This window comes from Paracoccus xiamenensis (assembly GCF_011308835.1).
Lineage (GTDB): Bacteria > Pseudomonadota > Alphaproteobacteria > Rhodobacterales > Rhodobacteraceae > Paracoccus > Paracoccus xiamenensis.
Genome location: NZ_JAAOHY010000003.1, coordinates 309339 through 330263, shown reverse-complemented (window position 1 = coordinate 330263; position 20925 = coordinate 309339). Strand labels below are relative to the sequence as shown.

Sequence of the window (20925 nt, the reverse complement as noted above, 5' to 3'; positions counted from 1 at the left end):
AAAATCGAACCACGCGGCTGAGACCCCCGCTCGGGCTACGCCCTCACGGCGGTCTCAGCCGCGCGCAAGGGTGGCCGACTTTTGCGCCGCCCAGTGGCTGGGTTTTACGCCGCCGTTGACAGAATGGAGCTTCTTCGGAGAGTTTCGTCCCGACCTTCGGCTGATGGGCGGCGTCGGATATGTCCAGTCCAAGATGACGAAAACGGCGGGCGGCGAAAACGAAGGCAAGCAGGCGGCCGGCACGCCAAAGCTTCAGGCCAAGCTGGGCGCGGAATGGGATGTCGCCGCCGTCGACGGGCTGACGCTGCTGGGGAACGCCACCTATATCTCGAAAATCTACATCAATGCGGACAACAGCCAGTCGGTCGGAGGGCGCACGATCTACGATCTCGGGCTGCGCTATCAGACCGAGGTCGCGGACCGGCCCCTGAACGTCAGGGCCAGCCTGACCAACGTGACAAACAAGGCTTATTGGGCTGGCCAACTTTGGGCCGGGACGGGCGCACCCCGGACATTGCAGATTTCGGCCACGATGGAGTTCTGACTTGGCAGGCAGTTTTCTGCATGCTGTCCGGGCACATGCCCCGCTGGCGTCGCGAATTATCGCGGCGCTTTTCGGCGGTTATGCACTGGCGGCGCTGACCTCGGTCGCGACGCTGGCACTGCCGACGAACCGCATTGACGCGATATTTGCCGGCATGCTGGCCAGCTTTCTGGTCTATACCGCCGCGATCGTCTGGGTCTTCGCCGTGCGCTCGGCCCGCCGCGCTTGGGCGGGGTTGCTGCTTGCCGGTCTGCCGCTGCTGGCCGCTTGTGCATGGGGCGGACAGGGGCTGTCGGTATGAACGCAAAGCCCCGCGGCATCCGCCAGACCATGTCGGACCTGCATATCTGGACCGGGCTGCTGGTCAGCTGGATCCTGTACGCGATCTTCCTGACCGGCACTGTCAGCTATTTCCGGGACGAAATATCGGTGTGGATGCGCCCCGAACTGCCCGCCGCATCCCATCCGTCCGCCGCGCCAGAGCTGGCACAGCGGATGATTGACGCAATGTCGAAAACTCACGCGCCCGGCGGCACCATGTGGAGCATTCGCCTGCCCACACCACGCGATCCGACGGTGTTTGTCTTCTGGCGCGACGAGAGCGGCTTTGCCAGCGCGACCCTGGATCCTGCATCCGGCGCGCGGGTGTCGGCGCGCGATACCAAGGGCGGTGATTTCTTCTTCTCCTTCCACTTCAACCTGCACTACATCCCGCGCCTGTGGGGGCGATGGATCGCGGGCGTCAGCGCGATGTTCATGCTGGTGGCCATCGTCAGCGGAGTCATCACGCATAAGAAGATCTTTACCGATTTCTTCACCTTCCGATGGGGCAAGGGGCAAAGGTCGTGGCTGGACGGCCATGCCGCACTGTCGGTGCTGGGCCTGCCGTTTCATTTCATGGTGACTTACAGCGGTCTGGTCACGCTGATGGTGCTGTACATGCCATGGGGAATGCAGTCCGTGGCCTCGCCCGAAATACAGGCCGCCGTTACCAATGAAATCCGTTTCAAACTTCCCGCGCCCGAACCGCACGGCGCCGTGACAGCGCTCACCGCGATCGCGCCGCTGGTGCAGCAGGCAGAGGCGCGTTGGGGGCGGGGCTCTGTCCGGTCGGTCGAGATCACGAAATCCGCCGATAATGGCGCGCGCGTTGCGATCACTCAGGCACAGAGCCGCCGCGTCTCGACCACGCCGCGCTATCTGGTCTTCGACGGCGTCAGCGGCGAATTGGTGACCGCCAAGGAACATTCCGGGCCTGCGGCGGAAACGCAGGGCGTCTTCTATGGCCTGCATATGGGCCGCTTCGCCGATCTGATGACGCGGTGGCTCTACTTCCTTTCAAGCCTTGCGGGGACTACAATGATCGCGTCCGGGCTGGTCCTTTGGACGGTCAAAAGGCGGACCAAGCTGGCCGATCCGCAGCGCCCCTATTTCGGCTTCAGACTGGTCGAGCGGCTGAACATCGCCACCATTGCGGGGCTGCCTTTTGCCATGGCGGGGATGCTGTGGGCAAATCGCCTGCTGCCGCTGAACGTGCCCGGTCGCGCGGAATGCGAGATACATCTGTTCTTCATCCTCTGGGCGCTGATGCTGTTCCATGCCGCGCTGCGCCCGCCCAAACGGGCATGGGTCGAGCAGTTTCTGGCCACAGCCGCCGCCCTTGCCCTGTTGCCGGCGCTGAACCTGCTGACGACGACGCGCGGACTTCCTGGCAGCCTGACATCCGGGGATTTCCTTTTCGCCGGATTTGATCTGGCATTGCTGGCCTTGGCTGCGACCAGTCTTGAAATCGCACGCCGCACCGCCCGCCATCAGCCCCGCCAAGCAAAGAAACGGCGCCGCGCTGGATCAGTCGGCGAGGCGACATGACCCCTGCAATCTCGCATACGCTTGTCCTTGCGATCTCGCTGGCTGGATTCGTATGTCTCGCGCTGTCCATGAACCGCCATCAGCGGGACGAGTTCGGTCGTGCGCTATCGGCGAGGATGACCTGGTGGCTGCGCTGGCTTGGCTGGGTGCTGGTCACGCTGGCCTTGCCGGTCGCGATCATCGGCCTTGGCACGGGCTTTGGCATCGTCGCGTGGAACGGCCATATCAGCCTTGCCGCGACCGTTGTATTCGTCGGGCTTTTGGCGCGCAGCCGCAGGCGCGAAATCAAGGGCTAGCCGGATAAGGTGGTGTGATCCCCCGAACTCACGCACAGGCTTGATGCCGTGCGGTGTGCCTTGCGAAGACTCCGTTGTCGCGCCAACGTTTCCCGCGGTTAAACAGGGTAATGGCTGGGCGGTGTTCCCTCAGCGCATCGCACCATCGCAACCCATTGCGATTGATGAAGATTATGCCAGTGAAGACACGGCCATCATCAACGCGAGGCTTGCCAGGGCTTGGGAAAGAACCGCGTCACGCGCTCCATCTGGGCGTCGGTTACGCCAGTAAAGACTGTTCATCGATCAGATCGTCTTACCAAGCCTGAATTACGCCAAAAGCCCGAAATCAACGGCGCTGGAGCCTAGCGCATCTTCGCGTCATGGGTGCTGATCGGCTCGTCGCCGGTCGCCGCCTGCGGACCTTTCGGCCTGAAGCTGCGTCTGACCGAGCCACGGAGTTTCAGGCGGGGCTCCAGGGTCAGCACCGCGGCCGTGTCCGCCGTCTTTTCGGACAGCAGCCAATCCACAGATTGCGCGGCAATGTCGTCCACCGGCTGACGAAAGGTTGTCAGGTCATAACCTTCCCAACCGGCCTGTGGTATGTCGTCAAAACCGATCACAGAAAGCTGGTCGGGTATGCTGATACCCAGCCGCCAGCGCGCGGCATCCATGACGCCGCAGGCCATCAGGTCGGTCGTGCAAAAGATCGCGTCGGGCCGGTCCTTTCGCGTCAGCAGCGCCATGCCCAGTTCAAGCCCGGTCTCATAGGAGGTCGCGCCCAGCCGCTCCTCGATCCATTCGACCCCTGCGGAACGGGCTGCGTCGCGAAAGCCGCGCTCGCGGCCGACAAGGCTTGGCGTCCCCGTGCGCGAACTGGCAAGCGCGAGGCGTTTGCAGCCAGCCGCCAGCAGGATCGCGACCGCGCGCGCGCCGGCATCTTCATCCGGCAGACGCACCAGAAGCGAGCCGGGGTGGTTGCCGTCGCGATTGATCAGAACAAGCCGCATCCCATTGCGCTGACAGGTTTCCGCCAGTGAACGCGCGGGCATCCCCGACAGAAAGATCGCCGCGTCGGTGCGATAGCTGATGGCCTGCCGTAAGGCCTGTTCAACGCTTTCGTCAGAGCGGTCGGTATTGATGACAAGGGCAACCTTGCCGGCGCGTTGCAGCGCGGCAGTCAGCGCCGCCAGAAGTTGCGCCCGATATGGGGTTGCGATTTCGGCGCTGATCAGGGCGACGATACCGGATTCATTGCGGATCAGACCACTCGCCAGCCGGTTGACCTGATAGCCAAGCGTTTCCGCCGCCTTCAGGATCCGCGCGCGCGTCTCGGGCGAGATGCTGGCGCCCGGCGTGAAGCAGCGCGAAACCGCCGCGCGTGATACGCCCGCAAGCTCGGCGACGTCCTTGGCGCTGGCGGGGGTTCGGGGCATGGGGTCCTGCGTTTGTCTGGATGAACAGCTTTGCAAGCGTTCATATCTGGATTTTGGGCGACCCCCGCATATCAGCACAAAAATCAATTGACACAAAGCCGATTCGCGTTGGAACCTGATGCACAGCTTTGCATCCTTTTGCTCGGGTGCGGGTCAAGGGAGGATAATGATGAACATCAAGAGTGCCGCGATCGCGGCAGGCGCAGTCATGGGTATGCCGGTCCTTGCTGCTGGCGCTGCCGAACTGAATCTGATCTGCTCGGCCGATGTGGTGATCTGCGAAAAGCTGGTCACTGAATTCGAAGCAGGCCATTCCGACATCAATGTGAACATGGTTCGCCTGTCCTCGGGCGAGGCCTATGCCAAGATCCGGGCCGAGGGGCGCAACCCCCAGACTGACCTGTGGTGGGGCGGCACTGGCGACCCGCATTTGCAGGCGGCAGCAGACGAATTGACCTCTGTATACGAATCGCCGATGCTGGCCGAACTGCAGGACTGGGCGGTCGAACAGGCGAATGTGTCGGGCAATCGCACGGTCGGGGTTTACAGCGGCGCGCTCGGCTGGGGCTATAACACTCAGATCTTCGAACAAAAGGGCCTGGAAGCTCCCGCCTGTTGGGCTGACCTGCTGAACGAAGGCCTGAAGGGCGAGATCCAGATTGCCGATCCGAATTCGTCCGGCACCGCCTATACGACATTGGCGACGCTGGTGCAGCTGATGGGCGAGGATGAGGCGTTTGAGTACCTGAAGGGCCTGAACGCCAATGTCGCCCAATATACGAAATCGGGCTCGGCCCCGGTGAAGGCAGCGGCGCGGGGCGAAACCGGGCTGGGCATCGTCTTCATGCATGACGCCGTATCGCAATCTGTCGAAGGCTTCCCGATCGCGGTCGTGGCACCCTGCGAAGGCACGGGCTACGAGGTCGGGTCGATGTCGCTGATCGAAGGCGCGCAGAACCCGGACGAGGCGAAAGTCTTCTATGACTGGGTGCTGACGGCAGATGCGCAGAACCTGATGCCCGAAGCGGGTTCGTTCCAGATCCCGTCGAACAAGGCGGCCAAGGTGTCGGACAAGGTGCCGGATATCAGCCAGATCAAGCTGATCGATTATGACTTCGCCGAATATGGCTCGGCCGACCGCCGCAAGGAATTGCTGGCGCGTTGGGACGCGGAAATTGGCGGCCGCGCAGCCGAATAAAGGCCGGGCCTTGCCGGGGCAGCATGAGGGGCTGCCCCGGTCCTTTCTGACAATGTGACGGGTGGCGCGGATGAACGCTGACAACAGGCGGCTGGACTGGATCCTTGGCGGCGCGATCCTGGCGCTGCTGATCCTGCCCTGGTACCGGATCCGCGCGGGCTTTTTCAGCTTTGACTGGCTGGGCGATTTCTTCGCTGAACCCGATCTGTGGCCGGGGCTGTTTCAGGCGCTGATCGGGCGTTGGCAGCTTTGGCCGATCATCCTGCTGACCGCCGCCGCCCTGTATCTGCGCCTGCGCGCGCCATCCGGCGCAGGTCGCGGTCGCGCGATGGTCTGGATCGGCGCGCTTGGCCTGATCTGGCTGGCGGTAGAGGGCCTGTCGGTCGGCACCCGCGGCTGGAACTGGGGCCTGCTGGAAGCCAGTTTTGGCGAGGTCGATGGCCAGCCCGCATTCGGCGCGGGCGCGGTGGTGTTGTCGTTGTTCTTCACCTGCTTGATCTCTTTCGGGGCGGCGGAACGCGGCGCGCTGAAGGGGGACGCTTTCGTTCTGACCTCCATCGCGCTGCTGATCCTGCTGGTCGGAGCCTTCGTTTTCTATCCGATCCTGTCGATCTTCACCGGCGCGTTTCAGGATTTCGACGGTTCATTCACGACCGAGGGCGTGCGCCGCAATATCGCGGACCCGAAGATATGGAGCCTCGGCTGCCTGACAGGCGGAGCCTGCGGCGTCGCATGGCGGACCTTCTTCCTTGCCATCTGCACGGCCACGGCAACGACACTTCTTGGCCTCGCTTTCGCGCTTGTCGCCACCCGCACCCGCTTTCCCTTCAAGAAAAGCCTGCGCCTGCTGACCGTCCTGCCGATCATCACCCCGCCTTTCGTCGTGGGCCTTGCGCTGATCATGCTGCTGGGGCGGCAGGGCACGCTCACGCAGGCGATTTACAGCGTGACTGGAATCGAGCTTGGCCGCTGGATTTACGGACTGACCGGCATCTGGCTGGCGCAGGTGCTCAGCTTCACGCCGATCTCGTTTCTGGTGCTGATCGGCGTGGTCGAGGGCGTCAGCCCCTCGATGGAAGAAGCTAGCCAAACCCTGCGCGCCGGACGCTGGCGGACCTTCCGCAAGGTCTCGCTGCCGCTGATGGCGCCGGGCCTCGCGAATGCTTTCCTGATCGGCTTCATCGAAAGCATGGCCGATTTCGGCAACCCGCTGGTGCTTGGCGGATCGGGTGGGGTGCTGTCGACCGAGATCTTCTTCTCGGTCGTGGGCGCGCAGAATGACCCCTCGCGTGCGGCGGTGCTGGCGGCGGTGCTGCTGTTCTTTACCCTGTCCGCCTTCATCGCGCAGCGGGTCTGGCTGTCGGGGCGCAGCTTTGCGACCGTGGGCGGCAAGGGCGATGGCGGCACCCACGCCCAACTGCCCGCCCGCGTCGCATGGCCGGTGATCGGCGTTGTTTCTGCATGGAGCCTGTTCACCGTCATCGTCTACGCAATGATCCTGTTCGGCGGCTTCGTGAAGCTGTGGGGGCTGGATCACACGCTGACGCTGGAACATTACGTCCGCGCCTTTGGCGTCACCTTCGAAGGCGGCTTCCGCTGGACCGGCGTTGCGTGGAACAGCTTCTGGACCACCATGACCATCGCCCTGATCGCCGCACCGCTGACGGCGGCGGTGGGCCTGCTGACCGGCTGGCTGATCTCTCGCCAGACATTCCCCGGCAAGACCGTGTTCGAGTTCGTGCTGATGATGAGCTTTGCGATCCCCGGCACGGTCATCGGCATCAGCTATATCATGGCCTTCAACCTGCCGCCGATCCAGATGACCGGCACGGCGCTGATCCTGATCGTCTGCTTTGTCTTCCGCAACATGCCCGTCGGTGTGCGCGGCAGCGTTGCCGCCATGGCCCAGCTTGACGGCAGCCTTGACGAGGCATCGCTGACCCTTGGCGCGGGTTCCGGGCGCACCCTGCGCCGGGTGATCCTGCCGTTGCTGCGCCCCGCGATCATGGCGGCGCTTGTCTACAGTTTCGTGCGGGCGATCACCTCGATCTCGGCGGTGATCTTCCTTGTTTCCGCCAAATACAACATGGCCACCGCCTATATCGTCGGTCTGGTAGAGAACGGGCAATACGGCGTCGCTATCGCCTATTCCTCGGTCCTGATCCTTGTGATGATCACCGTGATCGGCGGCTTCCAGATGCTTGTGGGCGAGCGCAGGTTGCGCCGCCGCCCCGTCCCACCCGCCGCGAAGGAGGCGACCGTTTGACCAATCCCCAAAGAGGCGCGGTCGAATTCCGCGCGGTCCGCAAGAATTACGGCAATTTCACCGCCATTCCGCAGTTGAACCTGTCGATTGAACCCGGCCAGCTTGTCACCCTGCTGGGGCCGTCAGGCTGCGGCAAGACGACGACGCTGCGGATGCTGGCGGGGCTGGAAACACCCACCGAAGGCGCGATCCTGATCGGCGGGCAGGACGTGACCCGGCTACCGGCGAACCGGCGCGACGTGACGATGGTGTTCCAAAGCTATGCGCTGTTCCCGCATATGACCGTCTTCGACAATATCGCCTATGGTCTGGAATCCGACGGCATCAAGAAGGCAGAGGCGCGGCAGTTGGCGGAGAAAGGCCTTGATCTGGTCGGCCTGTCCGGGCTTGGCGACCGCCTGCCATCGGAACTGTCGGGCGGCCAGCAGCAGCGCGTCGCCGTGGCCCGCGCGCTGGTGCTGGAACCGCAGGTGCTGTTGCTGGATGAACCCTTGTCGAACCTCGACGCCCGCCTGCGCCGGCGGGTGCGGACAGAGATCCGCGAATTGCAGCAACGCCTCGGCTTCACCGCCGTCTATGTGACCCACGATCAGGACGAGGCGCTGGCGGTATCCGACCGCATTGTGGTGATGAAGGACGGCCTGATCGCGCAGGACGGCACCCCCCGCGACCTGTATGAATCCCCCGCATCCGAATTCATCGCCGATTTCATTGGCGAGGCGAATGTCATCGACTGTCAGGTGCTGTCTGTACAGGGCGATATGGCCCGCGTCAGTGCTGGCGGGGCTGAAATCGACCTGCCAGCGCGCGGCGCACAGCCCGGCCCGGCCAAGCTTGCCGTCCGCCCCGGTGCCTTCCGCGTCGTGCAGGATGGCGAGGGGCTGGAAGGCAAGGTCGCATCCGCCGCCTATCTGGGCGATCACATCGAATATGAAATCGACAGCGCGGCGGGCCGCCTGTTCGTTGTCGACGACACCAATACGACCGCCATCGCCCCCGGCGCGCCCGTGCGCCTGCAATTCCGCGGCGTCGGCGTCGCGCTGATCGCCTGAGGACCATGATGAACCTTCCCGAAGACTCACTCGCCGCGCGTCTTGCGGTCATGGAACAGGTTGCCCGTGCGGCTGGCGATCTGGCGCTGGAATATTTCGCGCGCCTCGATGCGCTGGAAATCGAAACCAAGCGCGGCCTGACCGATATGGTCACAATCGCCGATCGAGAGGTCGAACAGCTGATCCGCGCCCGCCTTCAGGCGAAATTTCCCGGTGATGCCTTTCTGGGCGAGGAATATGGGCACAGCGAAGGCACGACCGGGCTGACATGGGTGATCGATCCCATCGACGGCACCGCGCCGTTCCTGAACGGGATGCCGGGTTGGTGCGTCTCCATCGGGCTGATGGACGGGAAGGGGCCCTTGCTGGGCGCGATCTTCGCGCCGGTGCTGGGTGAGATGTATCTGGGCGGGCGGGGCGTCGGGGTGACGCTGAACGGCAAGCCCGTCCATGTCACCCGGCGGTTCGATCTGTCGACCGGGCTGCTTGGTATCGGCGTCAATGACCTTGCCGAACCGCAGCGGCTGGGGCGGCTTTATGCGGATCTGGCCGATCAGGGGATCGCGCATGTCCGCTATGGCTCCGGCGCGCTGATGCTGGCCTTTGTCGCCGCCGGGCGGTTGGTGGGCTATGCCGAACCGCGCATGGCGCTGTGGGATTGCTGCGCGGCCTATGCGCTGATCGAGGCCGGTGGCGGCCGTGTCGCGCCATTGGGGCCGCAGGCGTTGCAGGGCAAGCAGTTCGGCGTTCTCGCCTGTGTGTCGCAGGACTTTGACCGCCTGACCGCGCTGACGCAGTTTGACGGGGCCGAGTGGGACCGGGCGGCGACGCCCTGATCTCAACCAGCTGCGGCCCAGGAAATTCCCAGAACTTCGCGGATTTCATCAATCAACCGCATCATCTGCAAAGTCGCATCCAAGGGCCGCTGCGGCGCTTCTGCCTTGCCCTCGGCGATGCAACGCGCAACCGCAGCGGCCTCGTAAAATAGCCCCTCGAAATGTCGCCCGACGGGTTCGTCATGGCGCAGCCGGGTGGTCGTATCGGCCGAGATCACCTCGAACGGTCCGGGCAGGTTGAACTCGGACCCGAAACGCACGGTGCCGCCGGTCCCGACAATGGCGGCATTCGTCGGCGTCAGCCCGTAAAGCGTCGTCGACATCACCCCCTGATTGCCCGCCGCATTGGCCATGATGACCGACAACTGCCCATGCACGCCGCTGGGATCATCCTGCTTCAGCCCGACCAGCTGCTTGGCAGGCCCCAGAAGTTTCGAGATCAGCGAAAGCGGATAGGTCCCCAGATCCAGCAGCGGCCCGCCCGCCAGTCGGGCATCAAAGATCCGGTGATCGCGAGTGAAGTATTCGCCGTATTCCGTGTGAACTGACTTGATTTCCCCCAGCGCCCCGCTGTCGAACACCTGCTGCAGCACGTCGAATTTCGGCAGGAAATAGGTCCACAACGCCTCGCACAGGAACAGCCCCTTGGCGCGGGCAAGCGCCACCATTTCGGCCGCCTGCGCGTGATCCAGCGCCATGGGCTTTTCGACCAGCACATTCCGGCCCGCTTCCAGCGCCATCATCACATGGGGGTGGTGCATGTTATGTGGCGTCGCGACATATATCACGTCAAGGCTGTCATCGGCGACCAGTGCCTCGTAACTGCCATGGGCCGTTCCGATCCCCCATTCGCGGGCGAAGGCATCGGCCTTGTCCTGACTTCGCGACCCCACCGCCGCGATATCCTGCCGCGTATGGGCGCGGACCGAGCGGATGAACTGTTCCGCGATCCAGCCCGAGCCGAGGATGCCCCACCGCAGTGGCGGGGCGTCCATCGGGTCGGGTACGCGCGATGGCGGCAAAGCGGTGGGAAACATCAGACCTCCTCCCATGTTTGCGATTGCAGCGAGCGTTCCATCGCGTCGATGATCCGCATGTTCTTCAAGCCGAACTCGAAATCCGGGTCGCAGCCGTCATCTTCGCAGATGCCCGCGATCAGGTCGCGCACCTCGATCACCTTCACGTCGAAATAGCCAAGCCCGCCGCCCGCGAAATCGAACGGGAAGAAGGCTGCGAATTGCGGCACCTGAGACCCCGCAAGCAGCGTCTTGAAACCCCGGTCGCGCTTGGCATCGCCAAAGCGCGAGACCTTCAATTCGTTGAAGCGTTCGCCATCCATGATGATCGTGCCCTCGGTGCCCGAGACCTCCCAGTAGATGCCGAAAACCTTCCCTGCCGACACGCGTGAGGCCTCGATGGTCCCGCCTGCGCCACTGGCAAAGCGGATCATGGCCTGCACCTGATCCTCATTCTCGACCTCGCGCCGGGGGGCATCAGCGGCGGCCTTGGCGCTATAGCTCGCGGCCCCCTGCGGCACGGGGCGGGTCGGGAACCATGTCTGGGTCTGGGCGATGGTGCTGGTCACATCGCCCATCAGGTACTGCGCGACGGAAATCACATGGCTGCCCAGATCGCCAAGCGCGCCCGATCCGGCTTCCTTACGGGTGCAGCGCCAGGAAAATGGCAGCTCGGGATCGTTGAAAAAACCCTGATCGAACTACCCGCGAAAGCGGATCGGAGTCCCGATCTCGCCCGCGTCGATGATCTGACGCGCCAGCATCGCGGCTGGCGTCTTGACGTTGTTGAAGGCGACCATGGTTTTCACGCCCTTGGCGCGGGCGGCTGCCGTCATCTCCTCGGCCTCGGCCACTGTCACCGAAAGCGGCTTTTCGCAATAGACATGCTTGCCCGCCGCAATCGCCGCCAGCGCCATTTCGTGATGCATGGCATTGGGCGAGGTGATGTCGACGACATCGACGCCGGGATCTTTGACCAGCTCTCGCCAGTCGCCGGTCGATTTCTCGAAACCGAAGCGGCTGGCGGCATCAGCTGCAAGCTCCGGCGTCGCATCGGCGATCATGTACAGATGCGGGACGGCGGGCAGGTCGCGATACAGCATCCCCGCGCGTCGGAAAGCGTCGGCATGGGCCTGCCCCATGAAGCCCGACCCGATCAGGCCGATGTTCAAACGTTTGGTCATGGCGTCACCTTGTTCAGGTCGCGAAATAGGGCCTCGATATGGGTCATGGCGCGGGTCACGGCGGGTAAGCGCGGGGTCCTGTTCAGCCTCGATGACCAGCCAGCCTTGATAGCCGCTGCCCCGGACAAAGCGCGCAATCGGCGCGAAATCGACCGCGCCATCGCCCGGCACCGTAAACATCCCCGCGCGCACGCCCGCATTGAAGCTGGCATCATCGGCGCGCACCTGCGCCATGACATCGGCGCGCATGTCCTTCAGGTGGATATGCACGATCCGGTCGCCGAAGCGGTCGATCAGCCTTGCATAGTCGAAACCCGCCGCAGCCGCGTGGCCGGTATCCAGCAACAAGCCCAGTTCACGACCGGCGGCATCGAAGATCGCGGCGATTTCGTCAAACTCCTCGGCCACCATCATCAGGTGGTGGTGATAGGCCAGCGTCAGGCCGTATTCACCCATCAGCCAACCCGCGAAATCTGTCAGCCGCGCCGCATAGCCGGCGCTGTCGCCCATCCGCAGCCGTTGCGACATGGGCGCATCCAGCGGCGCATCGCCCGCCATCATCGCGACCTCGCCATAGACCATCACCTTGCAACCCATCGCGGCCAGCAGGCTCGCATGGTCGCGCGCTGCTTCGCGTTCGGTGACGGCATCCCGCACCGCCAACTCGCCCGAATACCAGCCCGAGGCCAGCGACAACCCCCGCGCATCCAGCATCGGGCGCAGCGCTGCCGCATCACGTGGGAACAACCGGCCCAGTTCAACGCCCTGATAGCCCGCGCTCGCGGCCTCGTTCAGACACGTTTCGACCGGGGTGTCGCCGCCCAGATCAGCCAGCACGTCATTCGTCCATGACAGCGGGCTGACCGCCAGCCGGACGCCTTCGGGAAGAAAATCCATCGCTTAAACCCTTTCCGGTGTCCAATCCGGTCCGAAATCCACGACCTTCCCTGTCCGTGCCGATTGCACCGCCGCCTCGACCAGCCGCTGCGCCTCCAGCCCGTCGCGGATACCGGCGAGCGGGGGCGTTCCATCGCGGATCAGGGCGACGAAGGCCGCCATCTCGTCGCGGTAAGCTTGGGTGAAGCGTTCGATGAAATAATTCTCTGGCGGGGCGCTGCGGCTGCCATGCGCATCTGTGACCGTCAGCGTCGATTGCGGCTGATTGCCGACGCTCAGCACCTCGCGGCTGCAAAGCGCTTCCAGCCGCTGGTCATAGCCCATCGGTCCGCGACGGCAGGCCACAATCTGCGCCATGCGCCCCGAGGCGGTGGTCAGCGTGATCATCAGCGTGTCCACATCCCCCGCCGCGCCGATCTCTTCCGAGATCAGGCAGGACCCCACGGCGTAAACGCTGGTGATCTGTTCATCCAGCAGATGCCGCGCCATGTCGACATCGTGGATCGAGCTGTCGCGGAACATGCCGCCCGAGGTTTCCACATATGCGCGCGGCGGCGGCGACGGATCGCGCGAAAACATCACCACCTGTTCCAGTTTGCCCGCCTGACCCGAGGCGATGCGGTCCTTCAGCTGCCGGAAAGATGTGTCATAGCGGCGCTGAAAGCCCAGCATGCAGGGAATGCCAACCGCCTCGACCTTGCGGGCGACGGCATCGGTCAGCGCGAAATCCAGACTGATCGGCTTTTCGCAGAAGACCGCCTTGCCAGCATCTGCTGCGCGGGTCAGCAGGTCGGCATGGCTGTCCGTCGAACTGGCGATGATGATGCCCTCGATACTGTCATCGGCGAAGATCTGGTCCGGCTCGGCAAGCGCGGCACCCGTCGCGTCCGCCAGTGCGTCGCGCGCCGGACCGGCCACCGGGTCGGACAGCCAGGCCAGCCGCACCCCCGGCATTGCTGCCGCATTCCTTGCATGAACATGGCCAATCCGGCCCGCGCCGAAACAGGCAAGCTTTACCATCGCACTCCCTCCCCTCGGGCCGCAGCCCATGCCGTGAAGATTAGGATTGCCGCGCAGCCTGCCAAACGCCATTCTTGAAGAGATTTCTTCAAATGGGCAGTCATGGGTCATAAACCGACAGCGCAGGACGTCGCGCGCGAGGCGGGGGTTTCCGCCTCGACCGTGGACCGTGTGCTGAACAATCGCGGCGGTGTCGATGCGGAGAAAGAACGCCGCGTATTCGCCGCCGCCCGCCGCTTGCGGCTGGACCGCGCGCTGGATCCCCGCGACGCGCGCACGCTGCGGGTCGCGGCGTTTATGCAGCCGCCCGCGAACCCGTTTCATGCCGCGCTGGCGGCGGCGTTTCAGGCACAGAACCGTGGCCCGAACCCGTTCAACATCCAGACCCGCATTTTTCACGCCCATGCCGCGCGTGCCGCCGAAACCGCCCGCCGGGTTCGGGCAGCCGGTGCCGAACATGACGCGGTCATTATCTGCCTGCCACACGACGATGCTCTGGCGCCGGTGCTGGAAGAAATGGCCGGGCAGGGCAAGCCTGTCATCACGCTCGCCACCGATATCCGCTGTCACGGTGCCACCTATATCGGCCCCGATAACCGCCGTTCCGGGCGACTGGCGGGCGAGCTGATGGGCCGTCTGCTGGGCCGCGACGGGGGCGAGGTCATCGTCATCGCCGGGCTGCTGGCCATGATCGGCCAGCAGGAACGCCATGCTGGTTTCCAGGCCGTGCTGGCCGAACGCTTCCCGGCCTGCCGTATCGCCGAGGTCCACGAAAGCCGTGAACAGGGCGATATGGCGGGCGATCTGGCCTATCGCGCTTTGCGTCGCAATCCCGCGATCCGGGGGATCTATAACCAGTCCGCAGGTGCGCCGCAGGTGGTTGACGCGCTGAGGCGTCTCGGCCGCCAGGACGATGTCACCTTCATCACCCATGAACTGACGCCCGACCGCCGCGCGCTTCTGCAAAGCGGTGCCATCGACGCGGTGATCGACCAGAACCCCGCGCTGGAGGTCGAGGCGGCCTTGCGCGCCATTGCTGCCACCCACTGCCGCACCGACGGCGAGCCCGGCCCCGCGATCACGCCGGTGACAATCTACATGCGCGAAAACTGCTGATCCGTGCCGCTTGCCGGGGCGCTGAATGTCACCGATACTCGTATCACCTTATGATGCGAAACCACCATGACCCGCCCGACCATCGCTGATCTGGCCCGTGCCGCAGGCGTCGGCACCGCGACCGTGGACCGGGTGCTGAACGGCCGCCCGAACGTGCGCGAGGAAACTGTCCGCCGCGTTCACGAAGCGGCCGAGCGCATCGGCTATCACGGTGCCAATATCATCCGCCACCGATTGCTGGCGGACAAACCGGAGTTCCGGCTGGGCCTTATCCTGCAAAAGCCGCAACACGCCTTTTATCAGGAGACCCTGCGCCTGTTCGAGGCACAGGCCCGCGCCAGCACCCTGCGCCGGGTTCAGATCACCGCGAAATTCCTGGACGATCTGAACCCGGAAGGCCTTGCCCGGCTGCTGACCGGGATGAAGGGCCGCGTCGATGCGGTCGCGGCCACAGGGCTGGACCATCACGCTGTCACGCAGGCCGTACAGGACCTGCGCGCGTCGGGCATTCCGGTCTATTCGCTGCTGTCCGATTTCGCCCAAGGCGTGCGCGAAGGCTATTTCGGGACCAATAACATAAAGGTCGGGCGGATCGCGGGCTGGTTCATCTCTCGCCTGTCGCGCAGCACCGGCAAGGTCGGGCTGTTCATCGGCGGCCCCCGCTTTCACGGCCACGAATTGCGGGAAACCGGCTTTCGCAGCTATTTCCGCGAATCCGCACCGGATTTTCAGATGCTGGAAACCCAGATCAATCTTGAAACCCGGCAACTGACCTACGAGGCGACGGTCAGCCTGCTGTCGCGTCACCAGGATCTGGTCGGTCTGTACTGTGCGGGCGGCGGGATGGAGGGCGCCATTCAGGCCGTCCGCGAAATGCGCAAGCCCGGCCAGGTGGTGCTGATCGTCAATGAACTGACCCCTGAATCGCAGGCGGGTCTGCAGGATGGATCGTTAAGTGTCGTGCTGTCCACGCCGGTCAAACAGATCGCCGCCGACCTGATCCAGCAGATGATCGACGCGTCCGAACGCGGGCTGACCGAAACCCCCGGTCAGCGCTTCTTTCCCGCGCAGATATGGACGCCGGAAAGCGATTTCGTGATGGGATCACATCAATAGCGGCAATGGAATGCATCACCGTTGATGCGATTCTTGTCAGGTTTACGTTGATTGCGTCCGGCAGATCGGGAATCCTTCTGTTCGCTGGCTTGGGAGTTAAGGGGGCCGGCGGATACAAAACAGTTTCGGCACAATCACCGCTTTGGCGGATAGAACGGGTCTGTCCGCAGGTCAGGCCGAACGGATCGCGGCAGACCCGGTGCCGCCTGTGGAGGAGAAGACGATGAAGAAATTTCTGCTGTCGACAGCGATGCTCGCGGGTCTTGCGGGGGCTGCCAGCGCCGAAAATATCGGCGTCAGCATGGCGCTGTTCGACGACAACTTCCTGACCGTGCTGCGCAACGGCATTCAGGAACAGGCAAGCGCCATGGAAGGCGTCGATGTCCAGATCGAGGATGCCCAGAATGACGTGGCGCGCCAGTTGGACCAGATCAACAACTTCATCGCCTCGGGCGTGGATGCGATCATCGTGAACCCGGTCGATACCTCGGCCACGCAGGCGATGACCGATGCCGCCGCCGCAGGTGGCGTTCCGCTGGTCTTCGTCAACCGCGAGCCGGTGAATGTCGATACGCTGCCCGACAATCAGGCCTTTGTCGCCTCGGACGAAAAGGAATCCGGCACGCTGGAAACCATTCAGGTCTGTGAGCTGCTGAAAGCCGCCGGCAAGACCGAGGCGAATATCTATGTGATGATGGGCGAACTGTCGAACCAGGCTGCGGTGCAGCGCACGGCTGATATTCATGACGTGATGGAAGGCGGCAAATGTGCCGTGACCCTGAACATCATTGACGAACAGACCGCCAACTGGCAGCGCGATGAAGCGCAGGACCTGATGACCAACTGGTTGTCATCCGGCACGCCGTTTGACGGGCTGATTTCGAACAATGACGAAATGGCGATCGGGGCGATTCAGGCGATGAAGGCATCCGGCGTCAACATGGAGGATGTCGTCATCGGTGGCATCGACGCCACGCAGGACGGACTTCTGGCCATGGCTGCGGGCGAATTGGATGTGACCGTGTTCCAGGATGCGGCAGGGCAGGGTGGCGGCGCATTGGACGCGGCGCTGAAGCTGGCCAAGGGCGAGGCGGTTGAACAGAAGGTCTATGTGCCCTTCCAACTGGTCACCCCGGAAAACATGGCCGACTTCGCCCAAAGCAACTGAGGCCCCGCCTCATAACCTCGGGTGGTGCAAGCTGCGCCGCCCGAACCTGATCATCAGGCGGGGGCTGGCCCCGCAGGAGGGATGGATCATGTCAGATACCTCGCATGGTGTCGGTGGACTGAGTTTCGACAAGTCAAAGCGCAGCCTTCCAGCCGAAGCAGGCGTTGCTATTGCGCTGGTGCTGATCATCGTCGTCTTTGAGCTGCTGGATCTGGTGCTGATGAATGACAGCTTCCTGTTCAACACCCGCGAAAACGTCCCCGGCATCTTCAATCAGGCGCGTCTGCAGATCATCATTCTTCAGGTCTCGATCATCGGGATCATCGCGCTTGGCGTCACGCAGGTGATCCTGACCGGCGGAATTGATCTGTCATCAGGTTCCGTCGTCGGCATGACCGCCATGATCGCGATGAGTTTCGCGCAGGCGGGTCAGATCAACGGCATGGACAATACCCGCGCCGTCTTCTTTGATCGGGGCTGGGTGGATTTGCCGGTGATCATCCCTGTGGTGATCGGTTTGCTTTGCGGCACCGCCTGCGGGCTGATTAACGGGCTGTTCATCGCCTACACGAAAATTCCGCCCTTCATCGCGACGCTGGGCATGATGGTGTCGGCGCGCGGGCTTGCGAAATGGTGGACCGCCGGTCAGCCGGTGTCTTTCCCGACGCCCAGCTATGCCAGCATCGGCGCGGGCATGATGCCGGTCATCATCTTCGCCTGCCTGGCGATCCTGTTTCACCTGATCCTGAAATACACCGTCTACGGCAAGCACACCTATGCCATCGGCTCGAACGAGGCGGCGGCGCGCATGTCGGGCATCAATGTCGCCCGCCACAAGGTGCTGGTCTATACGCTGGCCGGGCTGCTGGGCGGTATTGCCGCGATTGTGCTGAGTTCGAAGAACCTGACCGCGCAGGCGGGGATGGGCGTGATGTATGAACTCGACGCCATCGCCATGGCGGTGATCGGGGGGATCTCGCTGTCAGGTGGGCGCGGCACGATCCTTGGCACCGTGCTGGGGGCGCTGATCTTCGGGGTGATTATCTCTGGTTTCACCTTCCTGCGTCTCGACGCGTATTATCAGGAAATGGTCAAGGGCGCGATCATCGTCGGCGCCGTCGTGCTGGACCAGTGGCGTCAGCGCCGCTCGGCCGCCCGGTCATAAGGGGGCTTTCATGGCAAGCGATATTCAAACCGATATCTCGGGCGCGGATGCCCCGGCACCCTCGGCTCCGCTGGGCGATGTGATCCTGCGCACGGAAGGCCTGACCAAGCATTACGGCGGCGTCCACGCGCTGGTCGATTGCAACTTCGAAATCCGCAAGGGCGAACATGTCGCGATCATGGGCGATAATGGTGCCGGCAAGTCGACCTTCGTGCGCCAGATCACCGCGGTCGAAAAACGCACCGCCGGCAAGGTCTGGTTCAACGGCCAGTATGTCGATTTCGACGGGCCATTGGCTGCGCGAGAGGCGGGGATTGAGACGGTCTTCCAGACCCTCGCCCTGGCCGATCATCTGGACGTGCCGGACAACCTGTTCCTGGGGCGCGAGATCCGCAAGTTCAACCTCGGCCCGTTCTCGATCCTCGATTACAAGGCGATGAGAGAGGCGACGAAGCGCGGGCTGGAACGGACCGGGGTGAAGATCCCCAACATCCGCAACACCATCCAGAACATGTCGGGCGGTCAGCGCCAATGCGTGGCCATCGCCCGCACCGCGACCTTCCATTCCAAGCTGACCATCATGGACGAACCGACGGCGGCGCTTGGTGTGCAGGAAACCGCGCAGGTCGAAAACATCATCCGCACGCTGAAAGAACAGGGCGAGCCGCTGATCCTGATCAGCCACAACATGCGGCAGGTGATGGACCTGTGCGACCGGATCGTCGTTTGGCGGCGCGGGCGCATCTGCGCCAACCTGCGCAAGGAAGACACCGATGGCGAAGACGTCGTGGCCTATATCACCGGCGCCAAGACGCAGCCGGAATATGACACAGCAGCATAGGGGAAGATGATGCAGAAGTTCCTGACGATGACAGCGCTTTTGGCCTCGACCGCGTTCGCCGGACCGGCGCTTGCCGAAACCCGCGTGGCCGTTTCGATGACGGCCTTTGACAACCCGTTCCTGACCATCATCCGCGAGGCGATCGGCGCCGAGGCGGAAGCCGCAGGCGAGGTCGAGGTTGCGTTCGAGGATGCGCAGCTGGACGTGGCCCGGCAGCTGGATCAGGTGAACAATTTCATCGCCAGCGGCTATGACGCGATCATCGTGAACCCGGTCGATGGCAACTCGACCACGGCGATCACGCAGGCGGCGACGGCTGCCGGCATTCCGCTGGTCTATGTGAACCATCCGCCCGGCGATGTGGACGCGCTGCCCGAAGGCGTCAGCTTCGTCGGCTCGAACGAGATAGACAGCGGCACCATGCAGACTCAGCAGGCCTGCGAGTTGCTGGGCGGCAAGGGCGACGTGCTGGTGATGGTGGGGCCGCTGGAAAACCATTCCGCGATCATCCGCACCAAGGACATCCATGACGTGATCGCCACGCCCGACTGTTCCGGCATGAAGGTGGTCGAGGAACAGACCGCCAACTGGAACCGGGCCGAGGCGCAGGACCTGATGACGAACTGGCTGACCTCTGGCGTGCAGTTCGACGCCGTCATCGCCAATAACGATGAAATGGCGATTGGCGCGATCCTGGCCATGAAGGCGGCAGGGATGAACATGGACGATGTTGTCGTCGCCGGCATTGACGCCACGCCGGACGGGCTGATGGCGCTGGCATCTGGCGACCTTGATGTGACCGTCTTCCAGAATGCCGCCAAGCAGGGCGAGGTCGCATTGCAGACCGCCGTCAGCATGGCAGGCGGCACCCCGGCCGAACGGAACATCTGGATCCCGTTCGAACCCGTCACCCGCGAGAATATGGGCGATTATCAATAGGCGCACCGCCCGCGCCGCCCCAACCCGAATGCAGCGGTGCAGGCCACCGCCCCGGCAATGCTGTGCCGGATGAAAGGACAGAAGATGAAAATCGCGCTCGACCCCTTCATGCACCGCCACCTGACGCTGGAACAGCTGCCCTCGAAGGTGGCGGAACTGGGCTATGAATGGATCGAGCTGTCCCCGCGCGCCGATTTCCTTGAATGGTTCAAGGCTCCGCGCGTCTTCCCCGACCGGGTGAAGACGTTCAAGAAGGCGCTTTCCGACGCCAATGTCGGCATCGCCACGCTGCTGCCGATGTATCGCTGGGCCTCGAATGACGAGGCTGAACGTCAAGCCGCCGTCCGCCACTGGAAGCGCGCCATCGAAATCGCTGTCGAGCTGGGCGTCGATACGATGAACAGCGAATTCGGTCGCGGCCCGCATCCTGACAAGGGCACCTGCTATTGCTGCCACACCGGCAGCATGATCGAGGCTTGCGAGGATGCCTGGTGGCGCAGCATGGAAGAACTGGTGCCGATCTTCGAACGCGAAGGCATCAACCTGCATATCGAACCCCACCCCGAGGACTGGACAGAAACGCTTCAGCCCTCGGTCGATCTGATCCGCACGGTGAACAGTCCGCGCGTCAGGTTCCTGTATTGCACGCCGCATACCTTCTATTTCGGCGATGACACCGTGGCGATGCTGCGCGAATGCGCGGACGTGCTGGCCCATGTCCACATCGCGGACACCTTCAACCACAAGGCATCATCGGGGCTGCGTTATATCATCAACCCGCCCGGATCGCAGGCCCGCGTCCACCAGCACCTGAATATCGGTCAGGGCGAAGTGCCATGGGACGACTTCTACAAGACGCTGGCCGAAATCGGCTTTGACGGCATCATGACCGCCTGCGTCTTCGCGTGGGAGGACAAGGCCGACGAATCCGGGAAATTCATGCGCGGCGAAATGCAGCGCTATGTCGATAAATACTTCAAGTGAGGC

The 20925-nt window shown here is 63.5% G+C and carries 20 protein-coding genes and 1 pseudogene; 15 read left to right on the top strand and 6 right to left on the bottom strand.

Annotated elements, in window-relative coordinates:
* The 4 genes from G7044_RS10050 to G7044_RS10035 all read left to right on the top strand — a co-directional run.
* Positions 1 to 544, top strand: a 544-nt coding sequence (locus tag G7044_RS10050; protein ID WP_166328478.1) for a TonB-dependent receptor domain-containing protein, incomplete at its 5' end; no start/stop codon positions are given.
* A gap of 1 nt (position 545) precedes the next feature.
* Positions 546 to 845 carry a DUF3649 domain-containing protein gene (locus G7044_RS10045; protein WP_166328476.1) on the top strand — a complete coding sequence of 100 codons (300 nt, stop codon included), beginning with the start codon at positions 546 to 548 and terminating at the stop codon, positions 843 to 845.
* Positions 842 to 2413: a PepSY-associated TM helix domain-containing protein gene (locus G7044_RS10040; protein ID WP_166328474.1), complete on the top strand. Its 1572-nt coding sequence runs from the start codon at positions 842 to 844 to the stop codon at positions 2411 to 2413. The genes G7044_RS10045 and G7044_RS10040 overlap by 4 nt, the downstream gene beginning before the upstream one ends.
* Positions 2410 to 2709 (top strand): DUF3325 domain-containing protein, encoded by a 300-nt coding sequence (locus G7044_RS10035; RefSeq protein ID WP_207630252.1) that lies wholly within the window; start codon positions 2410 to 2412, stop codon positions 2707 to 2709. The genes G7044_RS10040 and G7044_RS10035 overlap by 4 nt, the downstream gene beginning before the upstream one ends.
* Before the next feature lie 58 nt (positions 2710 to 2767).
* On the opposite strand, the pseudogene G7044_RS10030 reads toward G7044_RS10035, so the two are convergent.
* Both G7044_RS10030 and G7044_RS10025 read right to left on the bottom strand, forming a co-directional pair.
* Positions 2768 to 2991, bottom strand: a pseudogene (locus G7044_RS10030) (transposase); the annotation flags it as partial.
* Between the two features lie 62 nt (positions 2992 to 3053).
* Positions 3054 to 4124, bottom strand: coding sequence for a LacI family DNA-binding transcriptional regulator (locus G7044_RS10025; protein WP_166328472.1), 1071 nt, complete (start codon positions 4122 to 4124; stop codon positions 3054 to 3056).
* Positions 4125 to 4290: 166 nt separating this feature from the next.
* On the opposite strand from G7044_RS10025, the gene G7044_RS10020 reads away from it, so the two are divergent.
* The 4 genes from G7044_RS10020 (at position 4291) to G7044_RS10005 (ending at position 9476) form a co-directional block, all read left to right on the top strand.
* Positions 4291 to 5322, top strand: coding sequence for an ABC transporter substrate-binding protein (locus tag G7044_RS10020; protein WP_166328470.1), 1032 nt, complete (start codon positions 4291 to 4293; stop codon positions 5320 to 5322).
* A 70-nt stretch (positions 5323 to 5392) separates the two neighbouring features.
* A complete protein-coding gene (locus G7044_RS10015; protein WP_166328468.1) occupies positions 5393 to 7588 on the top strand; it encodes an ABC transporter permease in 2196 nt (731 codons plus the stop codon).
* On the top strand, positions 7585 to 8640 hold the full coding sequence (locus G7044_RS10010) for an ABC transporter ATP-binding protein (RefSeq protein ID WP_166328466.1): 1056 nt from the start codon (positions 7585 to 7587) through the stop codon (positions 8638 to 8640). Before G7044_RS10015 ends, G7044_RS10010 begins: the two co-directional genes overlap by 4 nt.
* 5 nt (positions 8641 to 8645) lie before the next feature.
* Positions 8646 to 9476, top strand: a complete 831-nt coding sequence (locus G7044_RS10005; protein WP_235931235.1) for an inositol monophosphatase family protein — start codon at positions 8646 to 8648, stop codon at positions 9474 to 9476.
* Positions 9477 to 9478: 2 nt separating this feature from the next.
* Here G7044_RS10005 and G7044_RS10000 read toward each other — a convergent pair whose 3' ends face one another.
* Genes G7044_RS10000 through iolG form a run of 4 tightly spaced genes read right to left on the bottom strand, consistent with a single transcriptional unit; the run spans position 9479 to position 13593 of the window.
* Complete coding sequence (locus tag G7044_RS10000; RefSeq protein ID WP_166328464.1) at positions 9479 to 10513, bottom strand: Gfo/Idh/MocA family protein; 1035 nt, start codon at positions 10511 to 10513, stop codon at positions 9479 to 9481.
* Positions 10513 to 11163 (bottom strand): Gfo/Idh/MocA family protein, encoded by a 651-nt coding sequence (locus G7044_RS17875; RefSeq protein WP_207630263.1) that lies wholly within the window; start codon positions 11161 to 11163, stop codon positions 10513 to 10515. The genes G7044_RS10000 and G7044_RS17875 overlap by 1 nt, the downstream gene beginning before the upstream one ends.
* A 30-nt stretch (positions 11164 to 11193) precedes the next feature.
* Positions 11194 to 12573, bottom strand: coding sequence for a myo-inosose-2 dehydratase (gene iolE / locus G7044_RS09990; protein ID WP_207630251.1), 1380 nt, complete (start codon positions 12571 to 12573; stop codon positions 11194 to 11196).
* A 3-nt stretch (positions 12574 to 12576) separates the two neighbouring features.
* The gene (gene iolG, locus G7044_RS09985) at positions 12577 to 13593 is read right to left on the bottom strand and encodes an inositol 2-dehydrogenase (RefSeq protein ID WP_166328462.1); all 1017 of its coding nucleotides are present in this window, start codon (positions 13591 to 13593) and stop codon (positions 12577 to 12579) included.
* 102 nt (positions 13594 to 13695) lie between these two features.
* On the opposite strand from iolG, the gene G7044_RS09980 reads away from it, so the two are divergent.
* The 7 genes from G7044_RS09980 (at position 13696) to G7044_RS09950 (ending at position 20922) form a co-directional block, all read left to right on the top strand.
* A complete protein-coding gene (locus G7044_RS09980) occupies positions 13696 to 14709 on the top strand; it encodes a LacI family DNA-binding transcriptional regulator (RefSeq protein ID WP_166328460.1) in 1014 nt (337 codons plus the stop codon).
* Between the two features lie 66 nt (positions 14710 to 14775).
* Positions 14776 to 15825, top strand: coding sequence for a LacI family DNA-binding transcriptional regulator (locus G7044_RS09975; RefSeq protein ID WP_166328458.1), 1050 nt, complete (start codon positions 14776 to 14778; stop codon positions 15823 to 15825).
* Positions 15826 to 16048: 223 nt separating this feature from the next.
* Positions 16049 to 16993 (top strand): sugar ABC transporter substrate-binding protein, encoded by a 945-nt coding sequence (locus G7044_RS09970; protein ID WP_166328455.1) that lies wholly within the window; start codon positions 16049 to 16051, stop codon positions 16991 to 16993.
* 88 nt (positions 16994 to 17081) lie between these two features.
* Positions 17082 to 18158 (top strand): ABC transporter permease, encoded by a 1077-nt coding sequence (locus G7044_RS09965; RefSeq protein ID WP_166328453.1) that lies wholly within the window; start codon positions 17082 to 17084, stop codon positions 18156 to 18158.
* Between the two features lie 10 nt (positions 18159 to 18168).
* Positions 18169 to 18999 carry an ATP-binding cassette domain-containing protein gene (locus G7044_RS09960; protein ID WP_166328451.1) on the top strand — a complete coding sequence of 277 codons (831 nt, stop codon included), beginning with the start codon at positions 18169 to 18171 and terminating at the stop codon, positions 18997 to 18999.
* Between the two features lie 6 nt (positions 19000 to 19005).
* Entirely contained in the window at positions 19006 to 19938 is a 933-nt protein-coding gene (locus G7044_RS09955) for a substrate-binding domain-containing protein (protein ID WP_235931234.1), read from the top strand.
* Between the two features lie 84 nt (positions 19939 to 20022).
* Positions 20023 to 20922: a sugar phosphate isomerase/epimerase family protein gene (locus tag G7044_RS09950; protein ID WP_166328449.1), complete on the top strand. Its 900-nt coding sequence runs from the start codon at positions 20023 to 20025 to the stop codon at positions 20920 to 20922.
* Positions 20923 to 20925 lie beyond the last annotated feature (3 nt).